We start from the raw sequence: 23,393 nt of genomic DNA, 5'->3' as shown, positions 1-23,393 counted from the left end.
CCCTGCGACAACCGGGCCCGTCCGGAGCGCGCCGGGCTGCGTGCTACACTCCCGCGCCGCCCAAGCCCCCCGCAGGTCCACCGTGTCGAACGCCGTCCTCGTCCACCCGCCCCGCTGGCTCAGCGCCCAGCAGCTGCACCCCGCGCCCGCTGCCGAGGTGCGCGACTGGCTGTTCGACCAGGGTTCGCTGACCCGCCGCCTCACCGCACAGGCCCAGGGCGCCTTCAGCGTCACCCCGCTCCACGAAGCCTGGCAGGTGCTGCGCAGCGACGAATGCCAGGCCCTCGGCGTGCCCGACGGCAGCCAGGGCTGGGTGCGCGAGGTGTACCTGCGCGGCCATGGCGAACCCTGGGTCTTCGCCCGCAGCGTCGCCGCCCGCAAGGCCCTGGAAGGCTCCGGCCTGGCCCTGGCCGACCTCGGCGGCCGCTCCCTTGGCGAGCTGCTGTTCAGCGACCGCGCCTTCACCCGCGGCGCCATCGAAGTCACCCGCTACCCGGCGTCGCTGCTGCCGGCCGAGGTGCGCGAGGAACGCCTCTGGGGCCGCCGCTCCTGCTTCCGCCGCGACGGGCTGGGCGTGCTGGTGGCCGAGATATTCCTCCCCACGCTGTGGCGGCAGGCCGGAATCGAGGCCGTATAATCCGCCGCACGTCCAGCGGAGGCCCCCGATGTACATCCAGTTCCTGCGATCGCTCAACCGCCTGCACCCGCGTGCCTGGGACTTCGTCCAGCTCGCCCGGCTCGACCGTCCCATCGGCGTCTACCTGCTGCTCTGGCCCACCCTCTGGGCCGTGTGGATCGCCGCCGACGGCCAACCCAGCCTGAAGAACGTACTGGTCTTCGTCCTCGGCGTCGCCGTCATGCGCGCCGCCGGCTGCGCCATCAACGACTATGCCGACCGCAACTTCGACGGCCACGTCGCCCGCACCCACGCCCGCCCCCTGGCCACCGGCGCCATCCGCCCGAAGGAAGCCCTGGTGTTCTTCGCCGTGCTGCTGGCCATCGCCTTCGGCCTGGTGCTGCTGACCAACGCCACCACCGTCTGGCTGTCCTTCGGCGCCGTGGCCCTGGCCGCCTGTTACCCCTTCATGAAGCGCTACACCTTCTACCCCCAGGTGGTGCTGGGCGCCGCCTACTCCTGGGGCATCCCCATGGCCTTCACCGCCGCCACCGGCGAACTGCCGGCCACCGCCTGGCTGATCTACATCGCCAACCTGCTGTGGACCGTGGCCTACGACACCTACTACGCCATGACCGACCGCGAGGACGACCTGAAGATCGGCATCAAGTCCACCGCCATCCTCTTCGGCGACGCCGACCGGGTGATCATCGCCACCCTCCAGGGCCTCGCCCTGCTGTGCCTGCTGCTGGCCGGCAGCCGCTTCGAACTGGGCCTGTACTTCCACCTCGGCCTGCTCGGTGCCCTGGCCTGCTTCGCCTGGGAATTCCACAGCACCCGCGACCGCGACCCGCAGGCCTGCTTCAAGGCCTTCCTGCACAACCACTGGGCGGGGCTGGCGATCTTCATCGGCGTGGTGGCCGACTACGCCCTGCGCTGAGCACGCGCCCGGCACGGCCGTCGTCTCCGCCACGGCCGTGTCATATCACTGCAATAATTCCGTTATCTAATGCGCGCAAACCCTCAGAACCAGCGACCCGAGGCGGATACATGGTTGGCAAGAACATCCTGATCGTCGACGACGAAGCACCGATCCGCGAAATGATCGCGGTGGCCCTGGAAATGGCCGGCTACGAGTGCCTGGAGGCGGAGAACACCCAGCAGGCCCACGCCAGCATCATCGACCGCAAGCCCGACCTGATCCTGCTGGACTGGATGCTCCCCGGCACCTCCGGCATCGAACTGGCGCGGCGCCTGAAGCGCGACGACCTGACCAGCGACATCCCAATCATCATGCTCACCGCCAAGGGTGAGGAGGACAACAAGATCCAGGGCCTGGAAGTCGGCGCCGACGACTACATCACCAAGCCCTTCTCGCCCCGCGAACTGGTGGCCCGCCTCAAGGCCGTGCTGCGCCGCGCCGGCCCCACCGACAGCGAAGCCCCCATCGAGATCGGCGGCCTGCTGCTGGACCCCATCAGCCACCGCGTCACCATCGACGGCAAACCGGCCGAGATGGGCCCCACCGAATACCGCCTGCTGCAGTTCTTCATGACCCACCAGGAGCGCGCCTACACCCGCGGCCAGCTGCTGGACCAGGTCTGGGGTGGCAACGTCTACGTCGAGGAACGCACCGTGGACGTGCACATCCGCCGCCTGCGCAAGGCCCTGGGCGACGCCTACGAGAACCTGGTGCAGACGGTGCGCGGCACCGGTTATCGTTTCTCCACCAAGGGCTAGAGCCCTCGCCGTACAAGGACGCGACCGTTGAACCAGGACTGGCGCCGTGCCGTAATCCGCCGTTTGATCCTCCTGCTCGGTGCCTGCCTCCTCGCCGGCTTCATCTCCGGTGAATACGGCTGGGCCCTGGCCATCGGCCTGGGCGCCTACCTCGGCTGGACCCTCAGCCAGCTGCTGCGCCTGCACAAATGGCTCAAGGAGCACAAACCCGACGAGCCGCCGCCGGACGGCTACGGCCTGTGGGGCGAAGTGTTCGACAGCATCTACCACCTGCAACGCCGCGACCAGCGCGTGCGCGGGCGCCTGCAGGCGGTGATCGACCGCGTGCAGGAGTCCACCGCCGCCCTCAAGGACGCCGTGGTGATGCTCGACAGCGAGGGCAACCTCGACTGGTGGAACCGCGCCGCCGAGAACCTGCTGGGCCTCAAGACCCCCCAGGACAGCGGCCAGCCGGTCACCAACCTGGTGCGCCACCCGCGCTTCAAGGAGTACTTCGAGCAGGAGAACTACCGCGAGGCCCTCGAACTGCCCTCACCGGTCAACGACCGCCTGCGCCTGCAGTTCCACATCACCCAGTACGGCAACCGCGAGCACCTGATGCTGGTGCGCGACATCACCCGGCTCCACCAGCTGGAGCAGATGCGCAAGGACTTCGTCGCCAACGTCTCCCACGAGCTACGCACCCCGCTGACGGTGATCGCCGGCTACCTGGAGACCCTGCTGGACAACGTCGACGACGTGAACCCGCGCTGGGGCCGCGCCCTGCAACAGATGCACCAGCAGGCCGGGCGCATGCAGAACCTGCTCAACGACCTGCTGCTCCTGGCCAAGCTGGAAGCCACCGACTACCCCTCCGACAACCAGCCGGTGGAGGTCGAGGCCCTGCTGCAGAGCATCCGCCACGACGCCCTCGCCCTGTCCGGCAGCCGCCAGCACCGCATCGAACTGGAGGCCGACGCCGGCGTGCGCCTGCGCGGCAGCGAGGCCGAACTGCGCAGCGCCTTCTCCAACCTGGTGTTCAACGCCGTGAAGTACACCCCCGACGGCGGCGACATCCGCATCCGCTGGTGGGGCGACGAACTCGGCGCGCACCTGGCCGTGCAGGACTCCGGCATCGGCATCGAAGCCAAGCACCTGCCGCGCCTGACCGAGCGCTTCTACCGGGTCGACTCCAGCCGCGCCAGCAACACCGGCGGCACCGGCCTGGGCCTGGCCATCGTCAAGCACGTGCTGATCCGCCACCGCGCCCGCCTGGACATCAGCTCCGTGCTCAACCACGGCAGCACCTTCACCTGCCATTTCCCCCCCGCACAGGTGGCCGGCGAGCGCTGAGACAGGCATCACGGCGAGCCCCGGGCCCCATGCTCCCGGGGCCTTCCGCCCGCTTGCAAACTCAAGGCCCAGCCTTCACCCTTAGCCGATCATTCGCCAGCCCTGACCCCTAATGGACCCTTCCACAAGCTCCACCTTCTCCAGCTATTTCGCCGATTTCGGCCTCGTCCTGTTCGCCCTCTTCCTCGTGCTGCTCAACGGCTTCTTCGTCGCCGCCGAGTTCGCCATGGTCAAGCTGCGCGCCACCCGCGTGGAATCCATCGCCGACCAGCACGGCTGGCGCGGCGGCATCCTGCGCACCGTGCACAACCAGCTGGACGCCTACCTCTCCGCCTGCCAGCTGGGCATCACCCTGGCCTCCCTCGGCCTCGGCTGGGTCGGCGAGCCAGCCTTCGCCCACCTGCTCGGCCCGCTGCTCAGCGCCGTCGGCGTGGAGTCGGAGAAGCTGCTCCACGGCATCTCCTTCTTCACCGCCTTCTTCATCATTTCCTACCTGCACATCGTGGTCGGCGAGCTGGCGCCCAAGTCCTGGGCCATCCGCAAGCCCGAGCTGCTGTCGCTGTGGACGGCGGTGCCGCTGTACCTCTTCTACTGGCTCATGTACCCGGCCATCTGGCTGCTCAACGCCAGCGCCAACACCATCCTGCGCATCGCCGGCCAGGGCGAGCCCGGCCCGCACCACGAGCACCACTACAGCCGTGACGAGCTCAAGCTGATCCTGCACTCCAGCCGCGCCCGCGACCCCAGCGACCAGGACATGCGCGTGCTCGCCTCCGCCGTCGAGATGGGCGAACTGGAAGTGGTGGACTGGGCCAACTCCCGGGAAGACCTGATCTACCTGGAGCACGACGCCCCGCTGTCCGACATCCTCGGCGTCATCCGCCGCCACAAGTACAGCCGCTACCCGGTCTACGACGACCGCAAGGGCGAGTTCATCGGCGTCCTGCACATCAAGGACCTGCTCCTGGCCCTGTCCGCCCTGGACAGCCTGCCCGAGTCCTTCGACCTCGCCGAACTCACCCGCCCGGTGGAACGCGTCAGCAAGCACATGCCGCTGCCGCGCCTGCTGGAGCAGTTCCGCCAGGGCGGCGCGCACTTCGCCCTGGTCGAAGAGGCCGACGGCAAGGTGGTCGGCTTCCTGACCATGGAAGATGTGCTCGAAGTGCTGGTCGGCGATATCCAGGACGAACACCGCAAGACCGAGCGCGGCGTGCTCGCCTACCAGCCCGGCAAGCTGCTGGTGCGCGGCGACACCCCGCTGTTCAAGGTCGAGCGCCTGCTCGGCATCGACCTCGACCATGTCGAAGCCGACACCCTGGCCGGGCTGATCTACGACAGCCTCAACCGGGTTCCCGAAGAGGAAGAAGTGCTGGAGACCGAAGGCCTGCGCATCATCGTCAAGAAGATGAAGGGCCCGAAGATCGTCCTCGCCAAGGTCCTGCGGATCGACTGATCCACCGCGTCATGACAACGGGGCCCACGGGCCCCGTTCTCGTTCCCGCCCAGGCTGTGACTCGGCCAGGCGCAGAGCGAGGGTGGGGTGGGCGTAGGGTGGGCTTCAGCCCACCGCTCAAACGCTCCAGCACCCTAGAACAGATCCAACTGTTCCCCAGCCGGCAGCACCGATACCGCCGGAGCCGCAGAAACGGCCACCGATGCCGGAGGCGCCGCCGGCTGCGGCTCACGGGCCAGGCGCTCGGCCAGCCCCGCCGCCCGCTCGGCGCGGGTGCTCACTGCCTCGGCCAGGCGCTGGGGCAGGCCCCAGATCTCCACCCGCTGCCGGGCGCGGGTGATACCGGTGTAGAACAGCGAGCGGCTGAGCAGCGGGCTCGGCTGCTCCGGCAGCACCAGCAGCACCTCGCGGAACTCCGAGCCCTGGCTCTTGTGCACCGTCATGGCGAAGGCGCTGTCGTGGCTGGGCAGGCGGGCCGGGGAGAAGGGTCGGTGGCCGTCCTCGCCCTCGAAGAACACCCGCAGCCCATGGGGCGTCGGCAGGCAGATGCCGACGTCGCCGTTGAACAGCCCCAGCGCGTAGTCGTTCTGCCGCACCATCACCGCCCGCCCCGGGTACCAGCGCTCGCGGCTGGCGATGCCCAGGCGGCGCTTGATGCGCGCCTCCAGCGCCTCGTTGATCCCGGCCACGCCCCAGGGCCCCTCGCGCTGGGCGGTGAGGGCGCGGAACTCAGCGAAGGCCGCGAAGGCGGCCGTCGGGTCGCCCCGGCGCGCCGCACTGATGAAGGGGGCGTAGCCCGCATCCAGGCGCTCCAGCAGCGCGACCTGCAGCGGCCCGGCGTTCCAGGCCAGGTCGGCGCGGCCCTCACGCAGCAGCGCCAGGGTGCCGCGGGCGTCGCCGGCGTTGATCCGCCGCGCCAGCTCACCGATGCCGCTGTCCCCGGCGAAGCGGTGGCTGTGGGTCAGCAGCACCACCGAATCCCCCAGGCGCGAGGTGGGCGTCTCCGTCGGCACCGGCTGGCCGGTGATGCGCTCCAGCTCGGCCGCCGCCGTGGCGTCCAGGCCCCGGCCCTCGCAGAGTTCGGCGAACACCGCGCCGGCCTCCACCGCCGCCAGCTGGTCCTTGTCCCCCAGCAGGATCAGCCGCGCACCCGGGGGCAGCGCGTCCACCAGCTTGGCCATCAACGCCAGGTCCACCATCGAGGCCTCGTCCACCACCAGCACGTCCAGCGGCAGCGGGTTCTCGGCGTGGTGGCGCACCCGGGGGCTGTCGCCGTGGCTGCCGAGCAGGCGGTGCAGGGTGCGCGCCTCCTCCGGCAACAGATTCTTCACCGCGTCGCTCACCGGCAGGTCGGCCTTGGCGTTGCGGATCGCCTCGGCCATGCGTGCCGCCGCCTTGCCGGTGGGGGCCGCCAGGCCGATGGCCAGGCGCTCGCCGCCGGGCTGCTCCAGCAGGGACGCCAGCAGGCGCACCACGGTGGTGGTCTTGCCGGTGCCGGGGCCGCCGGAGATCACCGCCAGGTTGCGCCGCACCGCCTGGGCAGCGGCCAGCCGCTGCCAGTCCGGCGACTGGGTGTTGCGGGCGAACAACCGCGCCAGGGACTCGCCCAGCTGCGCCTCGTCCACCGGCGGGCGGGCCGTGGCCAACCCCAGCAGGGCCTCGGCCAGGCGCGCCTCGTAGGCGTGGTAGCGGCTGAGGTAGAGGCGGTCGCCGTCCAGGGTCAGCGGCGCGTAACCGCCGGCCGTGGCCACCAGCGGCGAGGCCGCCAGCTGTGCCCGCCAGGTGTCCAGGGGCGGCAGGTCGAAGCCCTCGATGCCCTCGTCGAACACCCGCTGGCCGGCCAGGCGCGCCAGGGGCAGGCACACGTCGCCCGCCGCCAGGGCCTGGCAGCAGAGCACCCCGGCCACCAGTACCGGCAGCGGCGCGTCGGGCTCCAGGTGCAGCAGGCTGTCGGCGAAGAAGCGCTCCAGCGGACCCAGGGGCAGGTCGGCAAGCGTCACGGGTGGCCCTCCTCGAACAGCCGGTCCAGCGCGTCCAGCAGCGCGTCGTCCGGGCGGTGGAAGTACACCCCGGCGTCGGGCATGCCGCGCAGGAACAGGTAGTAGGCGCCGCCCAGCCCGTCCGGGCCGAAGCCGTCCAGGCGCTGGCGCAGGAAGCGCCGCAGCGCCACCAGGTAGATCAGGTACTGCAGGTGGTAGTGCTCGGCGGCGATGGCCTGCTCCAGGCGTTCGCCGCCGTAGTAGCTGGCGTCGGGCCCCAGCCAGTTGGACTTGTAGTCGGCGATGTACCAGCGCCCCCGGTGTTCGAAGGTGAGGTCGATGAAGCCCTTCATGAAGCCGTTGAGGGTGTCGAACTCCAGGCGCTCGGCCGCCGCGCGCATGGGCGCCGGCAGGCCGTGGGCCGGGTCCGCCAGCACCGCGCGCAGGCCGTGCAGGTCGAGCTGACGCACCGGGAAGGTGAAGCCCAGTTCCGGCAGGCGCCGCGCCGGGTCGAGCCCGGCCAGGGTCAGGCCGGCGCCGTCGAGGCCGGTGTCCAGCACCTGGCGCAGGTGCAGGGTCGCGGTCTCGGCCCATTCCAGCGGCAGGCCGTGGCCCTTGAGGTGGGTGTCCACCAGCGCGGCCAGCTCGCCCTCGCCGCGCACCCAGTCCTCGAGGATGGCGTGCAGGCAGGTGCCGGCCCGGGCGCCGCGCGGGAAGGCGTGGAAGCCGCTGCCCGGGTCGGTGGCCGGCGGCACGAAGAAGGCGTCGCGGTCCGGCGCCTCCATGTGCATGCCGGCCGCCAGGCCGGAGAAGCTGCCGACCCGCCAGGCGCTGTGCAGGGTGCGCTGCAGCTGTGCCAGGGCCGTCGGCGGCGGGGCGCGGTGCTCGCCCTGGGCGCTGGCCTCGGCCTCGCGCAGGGGCACCACGGCGATGTCGCCCGCGCTGTCGGCGGCCAGGGCCTCCAGCTCCTGGCGCAGGCCGGGGCCTTCCAGGGCCGCCAGGTGGCCGGCCAGTTCGTCCAGGGGCGCGTCGCCGGGCAGGGTGCGGCCGTGCAGCAGCCAGGCCAGGGCGCTGGTGTGCAGCCCGTCATCGGGCAGGCCGCCGTCCTTCTTCGGCTTGGGCACCGCCACCGGGCCCCAGTGCAGCCAGAGGCGGTCGCGGGGGCGGGTGAGGGCCACGTAGGCCAGGCGCAGGCGTTCGGCGAAGCGCTCGCGGCGGGCGCGCTCGCGGTGGGCCTCCAGCTCGGGGCCGCCCAGGTCCAGTAGCGGGGTGCCGTCCTCGGCGTGGCAGGTGATGTCTTCGTCCCGGCGCAGCAGCGCGCCGTCCCACAGGTAGGGGCAGAACACCAGCGGGTATTCCAGGCCCTTGGAGGTGTGCACGGTGACGATCTGCACCCGCTCGGCATCGCTTTCCAGGCGCAGCAGGGCGTCGTCGCCGTGGCTCTCGGCCTGGCACTGGGCGATGAACCAGGCCAGCAGCGGCTCCAGGCCGGGGCGCAACAGGCTCTCGGCCTGCAGCAGTTCGGCCAGGTGCAGCAGGTTGGTCAGGCGCCGCTCACCGTCGGGCAGGGCGATCAGCCGCTCGGCCACCGCCTGCTCATCGAGCCAGGCGCGGAAGGCGCGCATGAAGCCGTGCTGCTGCCACAGCTGGTGGTAGCGCTCGGCGCGTTCGCGTTCCTCGTCCCAGGCGTGCTCGTCGTCCTGGCAGCGGGCCAGGGCCTGGGCGTCGCGGCCCAGCAGCCGGGTGGAGAGGGCATAGCGCAGCACGCCCTCGCGCCCCGGCTCGGCGTAGGCGGCGAGCACGGCGGCCAGTTCGGCGGCCTCTTCGCTGTGCCAGACGCTGTCGCGGCCACGGCGCACGCTGGGCACGCCACGGGTGGCCAGCTCGGCGGCCACGTCGCCGGCCTGGCGGTGGCTGGCCACCAGCACGGCGAAGTCGCCGCCGCGCAGCGGGGTGCGCACGCCGTCGGCCTCGAAGTAGGCCTGGCCGGCGGCGCTGGCGGCCAGCAAAGCGGCGATGCGGCGGGCGGTGTCGATGGCCACCGCGCGGCCGGCCTCGCCCTTGCCGAGGGGCTCGTCCCCCAGCCACACCAGTTCCAGCGGGGCACCGCCCTCGGGCAGCACCAGCTGCGGGCGCGGCTTGTCGCTGGCGCCCACCGGCGGGTAGTCCAGCCCCGGCTCAGCGAACGGGCGGGGGCGGTCGAAGACCCGGTTCAGCGCGGCGATCAGGCGTGGCACGGAGCGGTGGTTGGTGGCCAGGCTGTACTGCCGGGCGGCCTCGTCGCGGGCCTTGAGGTAGGTGGCCAGGTCCGCGCCACGGAAGGCGTAGATGGCCTGCTTGGGGTCACCGACGAAGCACAGGTCGCCCCCGGCTTCGCCGCCCGGGTAGACGCGGCGGAAGATGGCGTACTGCACCGGGTCGGTGTCCTGGAATTCGTCGATCAGCGCCACCGGGTAGCGCTCGCGCAGGGCGGCGGCCAGGGCGTCGCCGGCCTCGCCCTGCAGCGCCTCGTCGAGGCGGTTGAGCAGGTCGTCGAAGGCCAGCAGGCGCTGGGCCGCCTTGCGCTGGGGCAGCTCGCGATTGAGGGTGTCGAGCAGGCGCACCTGCAGGGCGATCAGCCGTGCCTCGCCGGCCGGCTTGGCCGCCTCCAGCGCGTCCACCAGGCCTTGCAGGGCCGAGCAGAGCGGGTAATCCGGCAGGTCGAAACCCTTCTTGCAGCCCTTGGCCAGCGCCTCGCGGGCGAGCTTCTCCAGGCCTGCCGGCGGGGCGAAGAGCGCCGCCGGATCGGCGAAGTAGGCGTCCAGTTCGCTGTGCCAGAGGGCGAACTTGGCCGCGTCGTAGCTGCGCTTGTTGAGCCCGTCGAAGGCCGCCAGCTCGGCCAGGCAGCTGGTCGCGTCGCGCAGCCACAGGCTGCGGGCGTGTTCCCAGGCGTCGCAGGCCGGGGCCAGGTCGCCCGGGGCGGCGTCACGGGGCTCGATGCGCAGGTAGGGCTTGCCCAGGTGCCCGCGCAGGCGCTGGCGCAGGCTGGCCGGGGTCAGTCGCTTCTGCGCCAGGAAGCGCGCCCAGGCCGGCTCGGCGGCGGCCAGTTCGGCACGCCAGAGGTCGGCGAGCAGGGCGTCCAGCACATCGCGGTCGTCGGCCGCCAGTTCGCTGTCGAAATCCCCGCCGGCCTCGAAGGCCGCGTCCTGCAGGGCGCGCTGGCAGAAGCCGTGGATGGTGAAGATGGCCGCCTCGTCGAAACCGTGCACCGCCAGCAGCAGGCGGCGGTGGGCGTCCTCGCCCGGGTAGCGGGCATGCAGCCCGGCCAGCACCGGGTCCGGCGCCGGGGCGCCCTCGTACATGGCCAGCAGCGCCGCCAGGCGCGCGCGGATGCGCTCGCGCAGCTCGGCGGTGGCGGCGGTGGTGTAGGTGACCACCAGGATCTGCCCGACGCCGAGCTGGCGCTCCAGCAGCAGGCGGGCGTAGAGCGCGGTCAGGGTCCAGGTCTTGCCGGTGCCGGCGCTGGCCTCGATCAGGCTGCGGCCGTCGAAGGGGGAGTCGAGCAGGTCGAGGCTCATGCGTCCTCCTCGCCATCATCGGCCAGGGCGTCCAGGGCCGGGCCGAGCAGGGTCTCGGCGAGGGTTTCGAAGCGTGCGTCCAGGGGGTCGCGGTCGCGGAAGGCGAGGGCGTACCAGGGGTCCTGGGATTCGCCACGGGGGCCGAAGTCGAGGCCTTCCCAGGCCAGGCGGGCCTTGCTGCGGGCCGCCTCCAGGGGCTCCTTGCGGCCGGGCTTGCGCAGGCCGTGGGCGAAGCCGTGGCTGGCCTTGGTGATCAGCGGCAGCGGGGTGCAGAGGGCCTCGCGGTAGGCCACCAGCCAGGGCTCCAGCAATTGCCGGGCGTTGGCCAGGGGGCCGGCCTGCCAGTCTCCGGCCGGCGACAGCAGGCGGCTCTCCCGGGCGATACCGGGGGGCGCGGCGATGTTCAGCAGCAGGTGGCGCAGCCAGAAGGGCGCCAGCTCCCATTCGCCGAGGCGGTTCAGGCGCCAGCCGAACAGGCCGTCTTCGGTCACCCCGTCGAGCCAGCCGTGGATGCGCACACCGGCCAGTTCCAGGTCCACCAGCAGCGGTTGCGGCGCGCTCTCCGGACGGGCTTCGAACAGCCGGGGGGCGAAGGCACGCACCGGGCCGCGCAGTTGGCCCCACAGGGCGTGGCCGAGCTCGCCGCTGGGCAGCCAGCCGGCGGCGCGGGCGATGCGGCGCTCGTCGGCCTCGGACCAGCCGCGCTCGACGGCGTCCAGGGCGAGCTGGCGCAGGCCGCGCCAGGCGGGGCCTTCGAGGGCGAAGGGTTCGTCGCTGGCGAGGGCCTCCTCGGGCTCGGCCAGGTGCAAGCCGAGGCGCTGCTCCAGCAGGAAGCGCGCCGGGTGGCGGAAGCACTGCACCAGCATCGAGGGTTCCAGGGTCAGCCAGTCGGCGTCGGGCGCCGGCAACGGCTCGGCGAAGGGCGCGGCGGCCGGCTGCGGTTCGCCAGCCAGGCGCTGGGCGGCGCGGAACCAGGGGGCGGCATAGCCACGGTGGACGCCGCCAGCGAAGTTGCCGGGGGCGAAGGGCTGCAGCGGGTGATTGACCAGCACCCGCTGGCTGGCGGGGGCGCCGTCGGCGTGGGCGGTGAGGTCGACGGTTTCCAGCAGCTCGCTGACCAGCACCGAGGGCGGCAGCGAGGCGTTGTCCCGCGGGTCGCGGCCGACGTAGCTGATGTAGAGGCCATCGCGGGCCGACTGCAGGGTTTCCAGCAGCAGGTAGCGGTCGTCCAGGCGCCGGGCGCGGTCGCCCCGGCGCGGCCGGCGGGTGATCAGGTCGAAGCCGGCGGCGGGGGTGCGCCGGGGGAAGGCGCCGTCGTCCAGGCCGAGCAGGCACACCAGGCGGAACGGCAGGCTGCGCATGGGCACCATGGTGCAGAAGGTCACGGCGCCGGTGAGGAAGCCCGAGGCGCCGCCGCCGGCATCCAGCGCGGCCACCAGTTGCTGGCGCACCAGGGCCAGCTCCACCGGGCGGGTGATCAGCGCGGCCTCGCCCTGCTTGCGCAGCTCGCCGCAGGCCTGGGACAGCAGCAGCAGGGTCTCGCCGGCCTCGCGTTCGTCGAACAGCTGGTCGATCAGCCCCTGCAGGGTCTCGGCCCAGTCCGCCAGCGGGCGCGGCCGGGCCAGGTCGTCGGCGAGCACGCCAAGGCGCTGGATGAAGCCGGCCAGGCGGCCGAGCAGTTGCGCGCGGGCGCCTTCGAGGGCATCCAGCGGCCAGCTGTCCCCCAGCAGCGGCGGGGCCTCGCCGGCCAGCCGGGGCGGCGCAGCGAAGCCCAGCACCAGGCGCTCCAGGCCCTGGCGCCAGCTGAAGGCGTCGTCCTCGGGCAGGCCCAGGCGCACCCGGTGGCGGGCATCACGGCCCCAGCGCACGCCGGCTTCGCGCAGCCAGTCGCGGATCAGCGGCAGGTCATCGGCGTCGATGCCGGCGCGGGCCGCCAGGGCCGGCAGCTCCAGCCAGGCCAGCAGTTCCTCGGCGGCGAAGCGGCTCTGGGGCAGCTCCAGCAGGGCGAGGAAGGCCTCCACCAGCGGCAGCTCGGCGCGCAGGCTGCGGTCGGCCAGGCTGTAGGGGATGCGCGGCACGCCCTCGCGGGGGGCGAACACCGCTTCGATGTAGGGGGCGTAGCGCTCGATGTTGGGGGTCAGCACCACCACCTGGTCGGGGGTCAGCCCGGGGTCGGCGGCGAAGCGGGCCAGCAGCTGGTCGTGCAGCACCTCCACTTCCCGCAGCGGCGAGTGGCAGACGTGCACCTCCAGCGAGCGGTCGTCCGGGCGCAGCGCCAGGCGCTCGTCGGCGTGGCGGGTGCGCAGCCGCAGGATGTCGTTCTGGATGGCGCGCAGCAGGCTGCTGTCGTCCAGGCCGTCGTCCTCGGCGTAGATGCCGAAGTCCTGCCCGCCGAGGGTGAACAGGGCGTCGAAGAAGTCGCGCCCCTGCTTACCCAGGCTGGCCAGCAGCGGGTGGCCGACGTCCAGGTACCAGTCGTCGATGCCCGGCTCCGGCAGGGCGGCCAGCTCACGGATGTCGCGGATGTCGCCCCAGGCTTCGCGGCAGGGGTTGAGGGCGAAGAGGATGACCTCGCAGTGCCGCGCCAGCCCTTCCAGCACGCGCATGTGGTGCGGCGGCAGGCTGCTGATGCCGAACACCACCAGGCGCTCGGGCAGCCCGGCCAGGGGCGCCGGGTCGTGCAGCCGCGCCAGCAGGTCGCCCAGCAGGCGCGCGCGGTGGGGATGGCCGTCGACGGTGAGGGCCTGCCAGAGCAGCGCCTGCCAGGCTTCGTCGGGGCCGAGCCCGAGCAGCTCGCCGCGCTCCCAGGCGGCCAGCCAGTCGTCGCGATAGAGCAGGTACTGGTCGAAGACGTCGGCGATGCGTGCGGCCAGGGTCAGGCGACGGCGCTCGTCCCCGCCCTCCAGGTACTGCGCCAAGCGTGGTGCCTGCTCCAGGTGCGCGGGCTCGCAGAGCCAGTCGTAGAGGCGCCAGGTCAGGGTGGTGGGGTTGAAGGCCGACTGCGGCGGCAGTTCGCCCAGCACCTGGCGGGTGAGGTCCCAGACGAAGCGCGCCGGCAGCTGCACGTCGAGCTGCATGGCGATGCCCTGGGCGCGGGCCAGTTGCAGGGTCAGCCAGCGGCCCATGCCCTGGCTCGGTACCACCACCTTGGCCGGGGCCAGCGGGTCCGCCAGCGGCTGGGCGAGCAGGGCGCAGGCCAGCTCGCCGAGGCTTTCCAGGTCGTTGGCGTGGTAGAGGTTGAGCATGGGCGGGCCGCGTCGATCGGGAGCGCACAGGGTATCAGTTGACCCGATTGGGGGCGACGCCGCGCGCGGACAGGAATTGCCGACTTAACTGGCTTACAGGGAGGTGGATGCGCGCAGCGCGGGGCTGGCCCGATGCGCCTCGGAACATGACAATCGCGTGACAGTCTGATGTCACGGCGCCGCCACGCGGCGCCCTCGTCTGTGGGGGCCTGGACCTGCCAGGGAATGGCGGCAGCCAGGGCCCCGGGAACGTGTCGCGATCTCCGCCCGGCAATTGGGGCGGCGCGCGACCGGCTTCTTGAAGGAGGGGTCCGATGCTCACCTTGCTCAACCTGCTTTCCGCCGTGGCCCTGCTGGTCTGGGGGACCCACATCGTGCGGACCGGCATCCTCCGGGTCTACGGCAGCGACCTGCGGCGCCTGCTCGGCCACGCCATGCGCCGCACCCCGCTGGCCTTCGCCGCCGGCATCGGCGTCACCGCGCTGGTGCAGAGCAGCAACGCCACCGCGCTGCTGGTCACATCCTTCGTCGCCCAGGGGCTGATGGGGCTGTCCTCGGGGCTGGCGATCATGCTCGGCGCCGACGTCGGCACGGCGCTGATGGCGCGGGTGCTGACCTTCGACCTGTCGTGGCTGTCGCCGCTGCTGATCTTCTTCGGGGTGATCCTGTTCCTCTCGCGCAAGCAGACCCGCCTCGGCCAGATGGGCCGGGTGGCCATAGGCCTGGGGCTGATCATCCTCGCGCTGCAGCTGATCGTCGCCGCTGCCGAGCCCATCACCACCGCCAAGGGGGTGAAGGTGCTGTTCTCCTCGCTGACCGGCGACGTGATGCTCGACGCCCTCACCGGCGCGCTGTTCGCCATGATCACCTACTCCAGCCTGGCGGCGGTGCTGCTCAGCGCCACCCTGGCGGCGGCCAAGGTGATCCCGCTCAAGGTGGCGCTGTGCCTGGTGATCGGCGCCAACGTCGGCAGCGGCATCCTGGCGATGATCAGCGCCACCTCGCAGAACGCCGCCGGCCGCCGGGTGGCCCTGGGCAGCCTGCTGTTCAAGCTCGCCGGCACCCTGCTGGTGCTGCCGCTGGTGGGCCCGCTGGCCAATTGGCTGGACACCTGGCCGTTCTCCACCGCCGAACTGGTGATCGCCTTCCACGTGCTCTACAACAGCGTGCGCTGCCTGCTGTTCCTGCCGCTGACGCCCTACATGGCGCGCTTCTGCGACTGGCTGCTGCCTGACCGCGAGCAGCCCACCGACGTCGCGAGGCCGCGCCACCTGGACCCCACCGCCCTGGACACGCCGAGCCTGGCCCTGGCCAACGCCGTGCGCGAGACCCTGCGCCTGGGGGACATCGTCGAGCAGATGCTCAACCACCTGCTAGCGCTGATGCGCGGTGCCGACCCCAGCCTGGGCCGCGAGATCCACCGCCTGGACGACGACATCGACGCCCTCTACACCGCCATCAAGCTCTACCTGGCGCGCATGCCCCGCGAGGACCTCAGCGAGCGCGACAGCCGGCGCTGGGCCGAGATCATCGAGCTGACCATCAACCTGGAGCAGGCCGGCGACCTGATCGAGCGCATGCTCGGCGACGTGCAGCACAAGAAGACCGCCCAGCAGCGCTCCTTCTCCGACGCCGGCCTGGCCGACATCGGCGACCTGCACCAGCAACTGGTGGACAACCTGCGCCTGAGCCTCTCGGTGTTCCTCAACGGCGACCAGGAGAACGCCAAGCGCCTGCGCCGCGCCAAGCAGCGCTTCCGCGTGCTGGTGCGACGGCTGTCCCATGCGCACCTGGAGCGGCTGCACCAGCAGGTGGTGGAAAGCATGGAGACCAGCGCCCTGCACCTGGGCCTGATCAGCGACATGAAGCGCCTCAACTCGCTGTTCTGCGCCATTTCCTACGCCGTGCTGGACAACCCCGAGGCCCCGCTCAGCGCCCGGGACGAAGACGACATCGACCCGCAGCGCGACGTCGAAGTGGCCTACCCGCCGGAGATCACCTCGCACCGCTGACAGCGCTTTCCGACAGACGCGGCCTTGGGCAGAATCCTGCCCATGAGCCCGCCTGCCAGCCCCTCCGGACACGCCTCGGTCAGCGCCAGCCTGACCCAGGCCGTGCTGCACGCCGCCGTGGCCCTGGGCCTGCCCAGGGCCACGCTATTGCAGGACAGCGGCCTGGCCGAAGCCGACCTCAACGACCCCGACGCGCGCATCCCCTTCACCCGGCAGGAAGCCCTCTGGCACAGCATCGCCCGTCACCTCGACGCCCCCGAACCCGGCCTGGCCCTGGGCCGCGCCCTGGCCCCCGGGCAGTTCAGCGTGCTCGGCTACCTGCTGCAGAGCAGCCCGACCCTGGGCGAGGCCCTGGAAGCGGAACTGCGCTACCAGCGCCTGGTGGGCGAGGGCGGCACCCTGGTGGTGGACGCCCGGGGCGACGAGCTCTGGACCCTCTACCGCCCCCTCGACCCCCACGCGCCCGCCACCCGCCCACGGGTGCTGGCGCTGATGGCCTTCTGGGTGGGGCTGATGCGCCCGCTGCTGGACGACCTGCGCCTGCTGCGCGCCACCTTCCAGCACCCGGCCCCGGCCGACCTGGCGCCCTACCAGGCCTGCTTCGGCTGCCCCCTGGTCTTCGACGCCGCCGACTACGCCCTGGTGCTGCCCTTGAGCCTGCGCCAGGCCCCGCTCAAGCAGGCCAACCCGCCCTTGCAGGCGGTGCTGCGCCAGCACGCCGAAGCCCTGCTGGCACGCCTGCCCAGCGAAGGCCTGCGGGCGCGGGTGGTGGCCCTGCTGGGTGCCCAGCTGGCCCATGGCGAACCCGACCGCGCCGCCCTGGCCAGCGCCCTCGGCCTCAGCGAACGCACCCTGCAGCGTCGTCTCGCTGAAGAAGGCAGCAGCTACCAGCACCTGTTGATCGACACCCGCCGGCAACTGGCCGAGCGGCACCTGCAGGACGCCGACCTGCCCATCGCCGAAATCGCCCTGCTGCTCGGCTACTCCGAGCCCAGCGTGTTCTTCCGCGCCTTCCGCCAGTGGACCGGGATGACCCCCGGCGAATACCGCCAGGCCCGGCGCCAGGCGGCAAAGGCGTAGCCGGGGCGGCGCTAGCGGCGCCCGCCCCGGGCAGCGAGAAAGGCCAGGAACGCCTCGCGGCTGCTGTACCTCGGCACATAGCCGAACACTGCCTTCAGCCGCCGGTTGTCCAGCACCGGCCGATAGCGCAGGAAGTCCAGCTGCTCCGGCCCATAGCGGGTCAGCCGCAGCGGCCGCAGTAGCCCCAGCACCAGGCGGATCAGCCCCGCCGGCAGCGGCCGGTAGGGCTTGCCCAGCAGCCCGGCGATCTCCGCCAGGGACAGCGCGCCATCCCCGGCGAGGTTGTAGAGCCCGGTGCTGCCGCGCTCCAGGCCCTGGACGAGGATGTCCACCACGTCCTCGTCCCAGATGAACACGAAGCGGCTGTCGTGCCCGCGCACGCCGAGCACGCTGGGCTTCTCGAACAGCGCGGTGATCTGGTTGTCCACCTGCCGGCCGAGGATGGTGCCGGGGCGCAGCACCAGCTGGCGCAGCTGCGGATGCGCCCGGCGCGCCTCGGCCAGCAGCCGCTCCACCTCGCGCTTGTGGCGGGCGTAGGCGAAGGCGTCGTGACCGCGCAGGGGCTGGTCCTCGTCGATCCACTCGGCGTTGTCGGGGTGGTAGCCGTAGGCGGCGCCGGAGCTGGTCACCACCAGTTGCCCGACGCCCGCCGCGATGGCGGCGTCCAGCACCGCGCGGGTGCCGCCCACGTCGATGGCGTGCAGGGTGGCCTCGTCCATGCCCGGCGGCGGCGTCACCACTGAGGCCAGGTGGACGATGGCGTCCGGGCGCCAGGCGCGGATGCAGTCATGCACCGCCCGGGCCTGGCTGACGTCGAGCCAGGCCCGGGCCACGCCCTCGGGTGCCGGCCACTCGCGGACGTCGGTGGCCAGCAGCGGCCAGTCCGGGTGGCGCGCGGCCAGGGCCTCCACCAGTTGCCGGCCGATGAAGCCGGCGCCGCCGGTGATCAGGACGCGCATGCCGGCACCTCCTCGGGCAACGGGCGGTTGCGCCAGTACGCCACCAGCAGCAGGCCGCTGACCAGGTGCCAGGTGCCCCAGAAGGCCGCCACCAGGGCCATGTTCGGCTCACCGCCGAACTGGGCGAAGATCAGCCCCAGCGCCAGTCCGGAGTTGTGCATGCTGATCTCGATCACCATGGCCCGGCGGTTGGCGCCGTGCTGGCGGGCCAGCACCGCCATCAGCCAGCCGAGCACGATGGCGCTGGCGTTGTGCAGCACCACGATGAAGAACACCAGCCCGAGGTTGTCGACGAACAGCCGCCAGTTGCCGGCCACCGCGCCGGCCACGAAAACCACGAAGGCCAGCAGCGCGAAGCGCTTGAACCAGGGCATCGCCCGGGTCGCCCAGCGCGGCCACAAATTGCCCACCAGCATGCCCAGCGCCAGGGGCAGGCCGAGCAGCAGCAACACGCTCACCAGCAGGCCGCCGCGGTCCATCGCCAGGGCATCCAGGCGCCCGGCCAGGTAGGCCGCGCCCTCGGGGTTGAGGCTGCTGGTGAGGGCGAAGTTGAACGGCAGCAGCACCAGCGCCAGCAGGCTGGACAGCGCGGTCATGCTCATCGACAGCGCGGTGTTGCCCCGCGCCAGGTGGGTCATCACGTTGGACAGGTTGCCGCCGGGGCAGCAGGCCACCAGCAGCAGGCCCAGCTCCAGGCCCGGGTGCAGGTCCACCAGCAGCGTCACCCCGAGGGTCGCCCAGGGCAGGATCAGGCACTGCCCGAGCATGCCCGCCAGCACCGGCTGCGGTTGCCGGAGCACGGCGAGGAACTGGGCGGTGCGCAGCTCCAGGGACACGCCGAAGATCATCACCGCCAGCACCAGGCCGAGCACCAGTTGCTGGTTCGCGTCGTAGTTCATGCAGGGCGCCTGTCATTGTCGTTGTGCCAGGCACTCTACCTGCCCCCCGTGGCCGCCGGCAGTGACCGGTCCGGCCAGCGGTCATGGCGAATCGCGACAGACTGACGCGGGTCAATATTCGACCAGGGGCCGCTGCCTAGAGTGCGTAGCCTTTTGCCATCAGCCTGAAGCCCCTGCCCATGGACCGCTCCGAACCACCGCTCGTCGCCATCAACGACCCCGCGCTGGCCTGCCTGCTGCGCGACATGCTGCCGGCCATGGGCATTGTCTGCGAGGTCGTCGAGGACGCCGCCGACTGCTCCCGCGCTCCACTTTGCCGCTGGCTCAATGACGCGTCCTTGAGCGACGCGATCCGTTTGCGCCTGTTGCTGGACGAGGCCATCGCGGTGCTCGAACGCACCCGCCATGCCTTCAAATCCCGTGAACTCGGGCACTTGCGTCGGCGCCTGGAAGAGGCGCGGGAAGAGTTGTCGCACCCCGCCCCGCTGGTGTAAAACCCAGCGCTGCGAAGGCCCCGCAGGCAGCGGGGGCCGGCTTTGCCGGGCAGGACGAAGGGCCTGCAAGACAAGGCGCCACGGGAGGCCGTTCCAATTGGAACGGCCTCCCGTGGCGCCTTTTTTATTGCCCGTGATCCATGGGAGACGCTATGGAGCTGAAAGGACAACTGGAAGGCCTGCGCGCACGCATCGGCCTGAGCAACCGCGAGATCGACCAGCGCTGCCGCTACCTGGACTGGCAGGCCCTGGACGCGGAGCGCCTGAACCGCCATGCCGACGCCATGGAGGCCGTCCACCTGGCCTTCGTCGAGCACCTCTATGCGCACCTGGAGGCGTTCCCGCCGCTGGCCAGCATCCTGCGCAACCCGACCACCCTGGCCCGGCTCAAGGCCAGCCAGCTGGACTACTACAAGCGCCTGTGGAGCGGCCCCTACGACACGGACTACGTGCTCAACCGGCTGCGCGTGGGGCTGGTGCACCAGCACGTCGGCGTGGACCTGAAGTGGTACCTGGGCGCCTACCGCCTGTACCTGGCGCAGATGGTCGAAAGCCTGCTGGGCGACAGCGACGCCACCCGCACCCTGGGCAGCCTGCTGAAGGTGGTGTTCTTCGACATCTCCCTGGCGGTGGACACCTACAGCGCCGCCCAGCGCCAGGCCCTGGAAGACAGCGAGGCGCGCTTCGCCCGCGCCCTGCGCGGTGCCCACGACGGCATCTGGGACTGGGACCTGGCCCACGACCGGCTCTACGTCTCCGAGCGCTGGGCGAGCATGCTCGGCCTGCCCCGGGACGCCCTCGGCGAGACCAGCGCCGCCTGGTTCGCCCGCGTCCACCCCGACGACCTGCCAGCCCTGCGCCAGGCCATCGACGCCCACCTGCGTGGCGACGCGCCCTGGCTCAGCCACGAGTACCGCATCCGCCAGCAGACCGGCGGCTACCTCTGGGTGCAGGTGCGCGGCGTCGCCGAAGGGCAGCGCATGGCCGGCTCCCAGAGCGACATCAGCCAGCGCAAGGCCACCGAGCACCAGCTCAGCCATGCCGCCCGCCACGACCCGCTCACCGGCCTGGCCAACCGCCTGCGCCTGGACGAGCTGCTGCAACAGGCCCTGCAGCGCCAGCTCAAGCCCGGCGCACGGCAGGCGGCGCTGCTGTTCATCGACCTGGACCGCTTCAAGCTGATCAACGACAGCCTCGGCCACGCCGTGGGCGACCGCGTGCTGGTGGAGGTGGCCCAGCGCCTCAAGCGCTGCCTGCGCCCCGGCGACCACCTGGCGCGCTTCGGCGGCGACGAGTTCGTCGTGCTGCTGGACGACCTGGCCCACCTGGGCGATGCCGAGCAGGTGGCCAAGCGCATGCTGGAAAGCCTGCACCAGCCCCTGCACCTGGACGACCGCACCCTGGTGGTCAGCGCCAGCATCGGCTTCACCGCCCTGCAGGCCGAAGGCCAGACCATCGACGCGCTGCAGGCGGCGGACCTGGCGCTGTACCGCGCCAAGGAATCCGGCAAGGCGCAGATCGCCCGCTTCAGCCAGGACCTGCAGACCGCCGCCAAGCAGCGCCTGGAGCTGGAAAGCGCCCTGGCCCAGGCCCTGGCGCGGCAGGAGTTCTTCCTCCACTACCAGCCCATCTGCCGGGTCGACCAGGGCCAGCCGCGCCTGGTGGCGGTGGAGGCCCTGCTGCGCTGGCGCCAGGGCGATGCCCTGGTGTCCCCGGCGCGCTTCATCCCGGCCCTGGAGGAGTCCGGCGAGATCCTCGCCGTAGGCGACTGGGTGCTGCGCGAGGCCTGCCGCCAGACCCGCGCCTGGCAACGGGCCGGCCAGGCCGACCTGCGCTGCTCGGTCAACCTCTCCAGCCGCCAGCTGCACCAGCCGGGCTTCGCCCAGCGGCTGCGGGCGATCCTCGCCGAGACCGGGCTGGACCCGGCCAGCCTGGTGCTGGAGATCACCGAGAGCCTGCTGATGCAGGATGGCGCCGACACCCTCGCCTGCCTGCGCGAGCTGGCCTGCCAGGGCGTGCGCCTGGCATTGGACGACTTCGGCACCGGCTACTCGTCCCTCGGCTACCTCAAGCGCTTCCCCCTGCACATCCTCAAGGTGGACCGCAGCTTCATCGCCGGCGTGCCCGACGACGCCGAGCTGCGCACCATCTCCCGCGCCATCATCGGCCTGGGTGCCAGCCTCGGCCTGGAAGTGATCGCCGAAGGCGTGGAGAGCCCGGCCCAGCTGGACTTCCTCCTCGACGAGGACTGCCACTACGCCCAGGGCTTCTGGTTCAGCCAGCCGCGCGCCCCGGACCATCTGCAGCGCCTGCTGGACGGCGAGGACAGCCTCGCCTGCCTGCACGGCCAGCCCAGCCGCACCTTCGAGGGGGCCCAGCGATGAAGCGCAACCTGCCCGTCACCGGACGCGCGGTGGACTTCCCCGCCGACGCCAACATCCTCTCCACCACCGACCTGAAGGGCGTGATCACCCACGTCAACCAGGACTTCATCGACATCAGCGGCTTCACCCGCGAGGAGCTGCTGGGCCGCAGCCACAACATGGTGCGCCACCCGGACATGCCGCCGGCGGCCTTCGAGCACCTGTGGCAGACCCTCAAGGCCGGCCGCAATTGGATGGGCCTGGTGAAGAACCGCTGCAAGAACGGCGACCACTACTGGGTCAGCGCCTTCGTCACCCCGGTGGTGCGCGAAGGCCAGGTGGTGGAGTACCAGTCGGTGCGCACCCGCCCCACCCGCGAGCAGGTGGCCCGGGCCGAGCGGCTCTATGCCGAGCTGTCCAGCGGGCGCCCGCTGCGCCCGCCGCCCCTGCCATTGCACCTGCGCCTGCTGGGCGGCCCGTTGCTGGGTGGCGTGCTCGGGTTGCTGACCCACGCCGTGCTGGCCCCCGAGGGCGAGTGGGCCGCGCTGCCCTCGCTGCTGGTGGCGGTGCTCACCGCCGGCGCCTGGCTGCGCTGGCAGCTGCGCCCGCTGGATGCCCTGCTGGCGCGGGCCGGCGCCATCGCCGACAACCCCCTGAGCCAGGCGGTGTACTGCCAGCGCCACGACGAATTCGGCCGCCTGGCGCTGTGCCTGCAGATGCTGGAGACCGAAGCCGGCGCCCTGGTGGGGCGCATCGCCGAATCCTCCCACCTGCTGGCCGAGCACGCCGAGCGCCTGGCCGAGGCGGTCAGCCGGGGCAGCGCCGGCAGCCAGCGCCAGCTGGAGGAGACCGACCAGGTGGCCGGCGCCATGAGCCAGATGGCCAGCAGCGTGCAGGAGGTGGCACGCAGCGCCCAGCACAGCGCCAGCGCCGCCGATCGCACCGACGACGCCGCCCGCCTGGGCCGCGAGGAAGTGCAGGCCACCTGCGAGCGGATCGCCGAACTGGACCGCGAGGTGCGCGAGGCCGGCTGGGTGGTGGAAACCCTGCAGGCCCGCAGCGGCGAGATCGGCCAGGTGCTCGACGTGATCCGGGGCGTGGCCGAGCAGACCAGCCTGCTGGCGCTCAACGCCGCCATCGAGTCGGCCCGTGCCGGCGAGGCCGGGCGCGGCTTCGCCGTGGTGGCCGACGAAGTGCGGGCCCTGGCCGGGCGCACCCAGCAGTCCACCGCCGAGATCCACCGCATGATCAGCGCCCTGCAGAGCTGCAGCGAACAGGCGATGCAGGCCATGCGCCGCAGCGGCGAACGCGCCGGCGACAGCCTGGAACAGGCCCGGCGCGCCAGCCAGGCGCTGGAGCAGGTCAACCAGCAGGTGGCGGCCATCACCCACATGAGCCTGCAGATCGCCAGCGCGGTGGAGCAGCAGGGCGCCGCCGGCGACGAGATCCAGCGCAGCCTGGAGGCCATCCGCCTGGCGGCCGACCAGAACGCCGCCAGCGGCCAGTGCAGCCACCACAGCGCCGGCGAGGTGGCGGGGCTGGCGGTCAACCTGCGGCAGCTGGCGCTGCAGTTCTGGAGCGGGCGGCGCAGCCTGTCGTAGGCGGGCACGGGGGCGGACGATCCGCTATGCTCGGCGCTTCGTTCCCGCCAGCCGCCGTCCCCG

Annotated in this window: 15 protein-coding genes; 10 read left to right on the top strand and 5 right to left on the bottom strand. The window is 72.0% G+C overall.

From position 1 onward, the window contains the following. The first annotated feature begins 82 nt into the window (after positions 1-82). From PotMrB4_RS00665 to PotMrB4_RS00645, 5 genes are all read left to right on the top strand, one after another. Positions 83-637 carry a chorismate--pyruvate lyase family protein gene (locus tag PotMrB4_RS00665; RefSeq protein ID WP_172432261.1) on the top strand — a complete coding sequence of 185 codons (555 nt, stop codon included), beginning with the start codon at positions 83-85 and terminating at the stop codon, positions 635-637. 28 nt (positions 638-665) lie between these two features. Continuing rightward, positions 666-1,556 (top strand): 4-hydroxybenzoate octaprenyltransferase, encoded by an 891-nt coding sequence (gene ubiA, locus PotMrB4_RS00660; protein WP_172432260.1) that lies wholly within the window; start codon positions 666-668, stop codon positions 1,554-1,556. Between the two features lie 110 nt (positions 1,557-1,666). After that, entirely contained in the window at positions 1,667-2,356 is a 690-nt protein-coding gene (phoB, locus tag PotMrB4_RS00655; RefSeq protein ID WP_044401460.1) for a phosphate regulon transcriptional regulator PhoB, read from the top strand. A gap of 27 nt (positions 2,357-2,383) precedes the next feature. Beyond that, positions 2,384-3,688: a phosphate regulon sensor histidine kinase PhoR gene (gene phoR, locus PotMrB4_RS00650; protein WP_044401457.1), complete on the top strand. Its 1,305-nt coding sequence runs from the start codon at positions 2,384-2,386 to the stop codon at positions 3,686-3,688. A 112-nt stretch (positions 3,689-3,800) separates the two neighbouring features. Further along, the gene (locus PotMrB4_RS00645; protein ID WP_172432259.1) at positions 3,801-5,141 is read left to right on the top strand and encodes a hemolysin family protein; all 1,341 of its coding nucleotides are present in this window, start codon (positions 3,801-3,803) and stop codon (positions 5,139-5,141) included. Between the two features lie 134 nt (positions 5,142-5,275). On the opposite strand, the gene recD is transcribed toward PotMrB4_RS00645, so the two are convergent. From recD to recC, 3 genes are read right to left on the bottom strand one after another with little or no spacing between them, the layout of a single operon-like run. After that, positions 5,276-7,141 carry an exodeoxyribonuclease V subunit alpha gene (recD, locus tag PotMrB4_RS00640; RefSeq protein ID WP_172432258.1) on the bottom strand — a complete coding sequence of 622 codons (1,866 nt, stop codon included), beginning with the start codon at positions 7,139-7,141 and terminating at the stop codon, positions 5,276-5,278. Next, positions 7,138-10,677 (bottom strand): exodeoxyribonuclease V subunit beta, encoded by a 3,540-nt coding sequence (gene recB / locus PotMrB4_RS00635; protein WP_172432257.1) that lies wholly within the window; start codon positions 10,675-10,677, stop codon positions 7,138-7,140. The genes recD and recB overlap by 4 nt, the downstream gene beginning before the upstream one ends. After that, entirely contained in the window at positions 10,674-13,922 is a 3,249-nt protein-coding gene (gene recC, locus PotMrB4_RS00630; RefSeq protein ID WP_172432256.1) for an exodeoxyribonuclease V subunit gamma, read from the bottom strand. The genes recB and recC overlap by 4 nt, the downstream gene beginning before the upstream one ends. 314 nt (positions 13,923-14,236) lie before the next feature. Between recC and PotMrB4_RS00625 the strand changes: the two genes are divergently transcribed. Beyond that, on the top strand, positions 14,237-15,934 hold the full coding sequence (locus PotMrB4_RS00625; protein ID WP_044401442.1) for a Na/Pi cotransporter family protein: 1,698 nt from the start codon (positions 14,237-14,239) through the stop codon (positions 15,932-15,934). Positions 15,935-15,976: 42 nt separating this feature from the next. Then, a complete protein-coding gene (locus PotMrB4_RS00620; RefSeq protein WP_172432255.1) occupies positions 15,977-17,014 on the top strand; it encodes an AraC family transcriptional regulator in 1,038 nt (345 codons plus the stop codon). Positions 17,015-17,025: 11 nt separating this feature from the next. Here the strand turns inward: PotMrB4_RS00620 and PotMrB4_RS00615 are convergent, their stop codons facing one another. After that, on the bottom strand, positions 17,026-17,973 hold the full coding sequence (locus PotMrB4_RS00615) for an SDR family oxidoreductase (RefSeq protein ID WP_172432254.1): 948 nt from the start codon (positions 17,971-17,973) through the stop codon (positions 17,026-17,028). Beyond that, the gene (locus PotMrB4_RS00610; protein ID WP_044401433.1) at positions 17,961-18,872 is read right to left on the bottom strand and encodes a bile acid:sodium symporter family protein; all 912 of its coding nucleotides are present in this window, start codon (positions 18,870-18,872) and stop codon (positions 17,961-17,963) included. The genes PotMrB4_RS00615 and PotMrB4_RS00610 overlap by 13 nt, the downstream gene beginning before the upstream one ends. Positions 18,873-19,051: 179 nt before the next feature. Between PotMrB4_RS00610 and PotMrB4_RS00605 the strand changes: the two genes are divergently transcribed. From PotMrB4_RS00605 to PotMrB4_RS00595, 3 genes are all read left to right on the top strand, one after another. After that, entirely contained in the window at positions 19,052-19,366 is a 315-nt protein-coding gene (locus PotMrB4_RS00605) for a hypothetical protein (protein ID WP_044401429.1), read from the top strand. Positions 19,367-19,518: 152 nt separating this feature from the next. Continuing rightward, the gene (locus PotMrB4_RS00600; protein WP_172432253.1) at positions 19,519-21,750 is read left to right on the top strand and encodes a putative bifunctional diguanylate cyclase/phosphodiesterase; all 2,232 of its coding nucleotides are present in this window, start codon (positions 19,519-19,521) and stop codon (positions 21,748-21,750) included. Continuing rightward, positions 21,747-23,330, top strand: coding sequence for a methyl-accepting chemotaxis protein (locus tag PotMrB4_RS00595; protein ID WP_142013124.1), 1,584 nt, complete (start codon positions 21,747-21,749; stop codon positions 23,328-23,330). The genes PotMrB4_RS00600 and PotMrB4_RS00595 overlap by 4 nt, the downstream gene beginning before the upstream one ends. The last annotated feature ends 63 nt before the right edge of the window (positions 23,331-23,393 follow it).

The organism is Metapseudomonas otitidis (assembly GCF_011397855.1).
Classification (GTDB): domain Bacteria; phylum Pseudomonadota; class Gammaproteobacteria; order Pseudomonadales; family Pseudomonadaceae; genus Metapseudomonas; species Metapseudomonas otitidis.
The sequence above is the reverse complement of the archived record's forward strand: the minus strand, read 5'-3'. Positions and strand labels throughout refer to the sequence as shown.

Coding starts and splice junctions, on each gene's coding strand:
- ubiA (WP_172432260.1), top strand. CDS start 666: ATGTACATCCAGTTCCTGCGATCGCTCAACCGCCTGCACCCGCGTGCC.
- phoB (WP_044401460.1), top strand. CDS start 1,667: ATGGTTGGCAAGAACATCCTGATCGTCGACGACGAAGCACCGATCCGC.
- PotMrB4_RS00645 (WP_172432259.1), top strand. CDS start 3,801: ATGGACCCTTCCACAAGCTCCACCTTCTCCAGCTATTTCGCCGATTTC.
- recB (WP_172432257.1), bottom strand. CDS start 10,677: ATGAGCCTCGACCTGCTCGACTCCCCCTTCGACGGCCGCAGCCTGATC.
- recC (WP_172432256.1), bottom strand. CDS start 13,922: ATGCTCAACCTCTACCACGCCAACGACCTGGAAAGCCTCGGCGAGCTG.
- PotMrB4_RS00625 (WP_044401442.1), top strand. CDS start 14,237: ATGCTCACCTTGCTCAACCTGCTTTCCGCCGTGGCCCTGCTGGTCTGG.
- PotMrB4_RS00620 (WP_172432255.1), top strand. CDS start 15,977: ATGAGCCCGCCTGCCAGCCCCTCCGGACACGCCTCGGTCAGCGCCAGC.
- PotMrB4_RS00615 (WP_172432254.1), bottom strand. CDS start 17,973: ATGCGCGTCCTGATCACCGGCGGCGCCGGCTTCATCGGCCGGCAACTG.
- PotMrB4_RS00610 (WP_044401433.1), bottom strand. CDS start 18,872: ATGAACTACGACGCGAACCAGCAACTGGTGCTCGGCCTGGTGCTGGCG.
- PotMrB4_RS00605 (WP_044401429.1), top strand. CDS start 19,052: ATGGACCGCTCCGAACCACCGCTCGTCGCCATCAACGACCCCGCGCTG.
- PotMrB4_RS00600 (WP_172432253.1), top strand. CDS start 19,519: ATGGAGCTGAAAGGACAACTGGAAGGCCTGCGCGCACGCATCGGCCTG.
- PotMrB4_RS00595 (WP_142013124.1), top strand. CDS start 21,747: ATGAAGCGCAACCTGCCCGTCACCGGACGCGCGGTGGACTTCCCCGCC.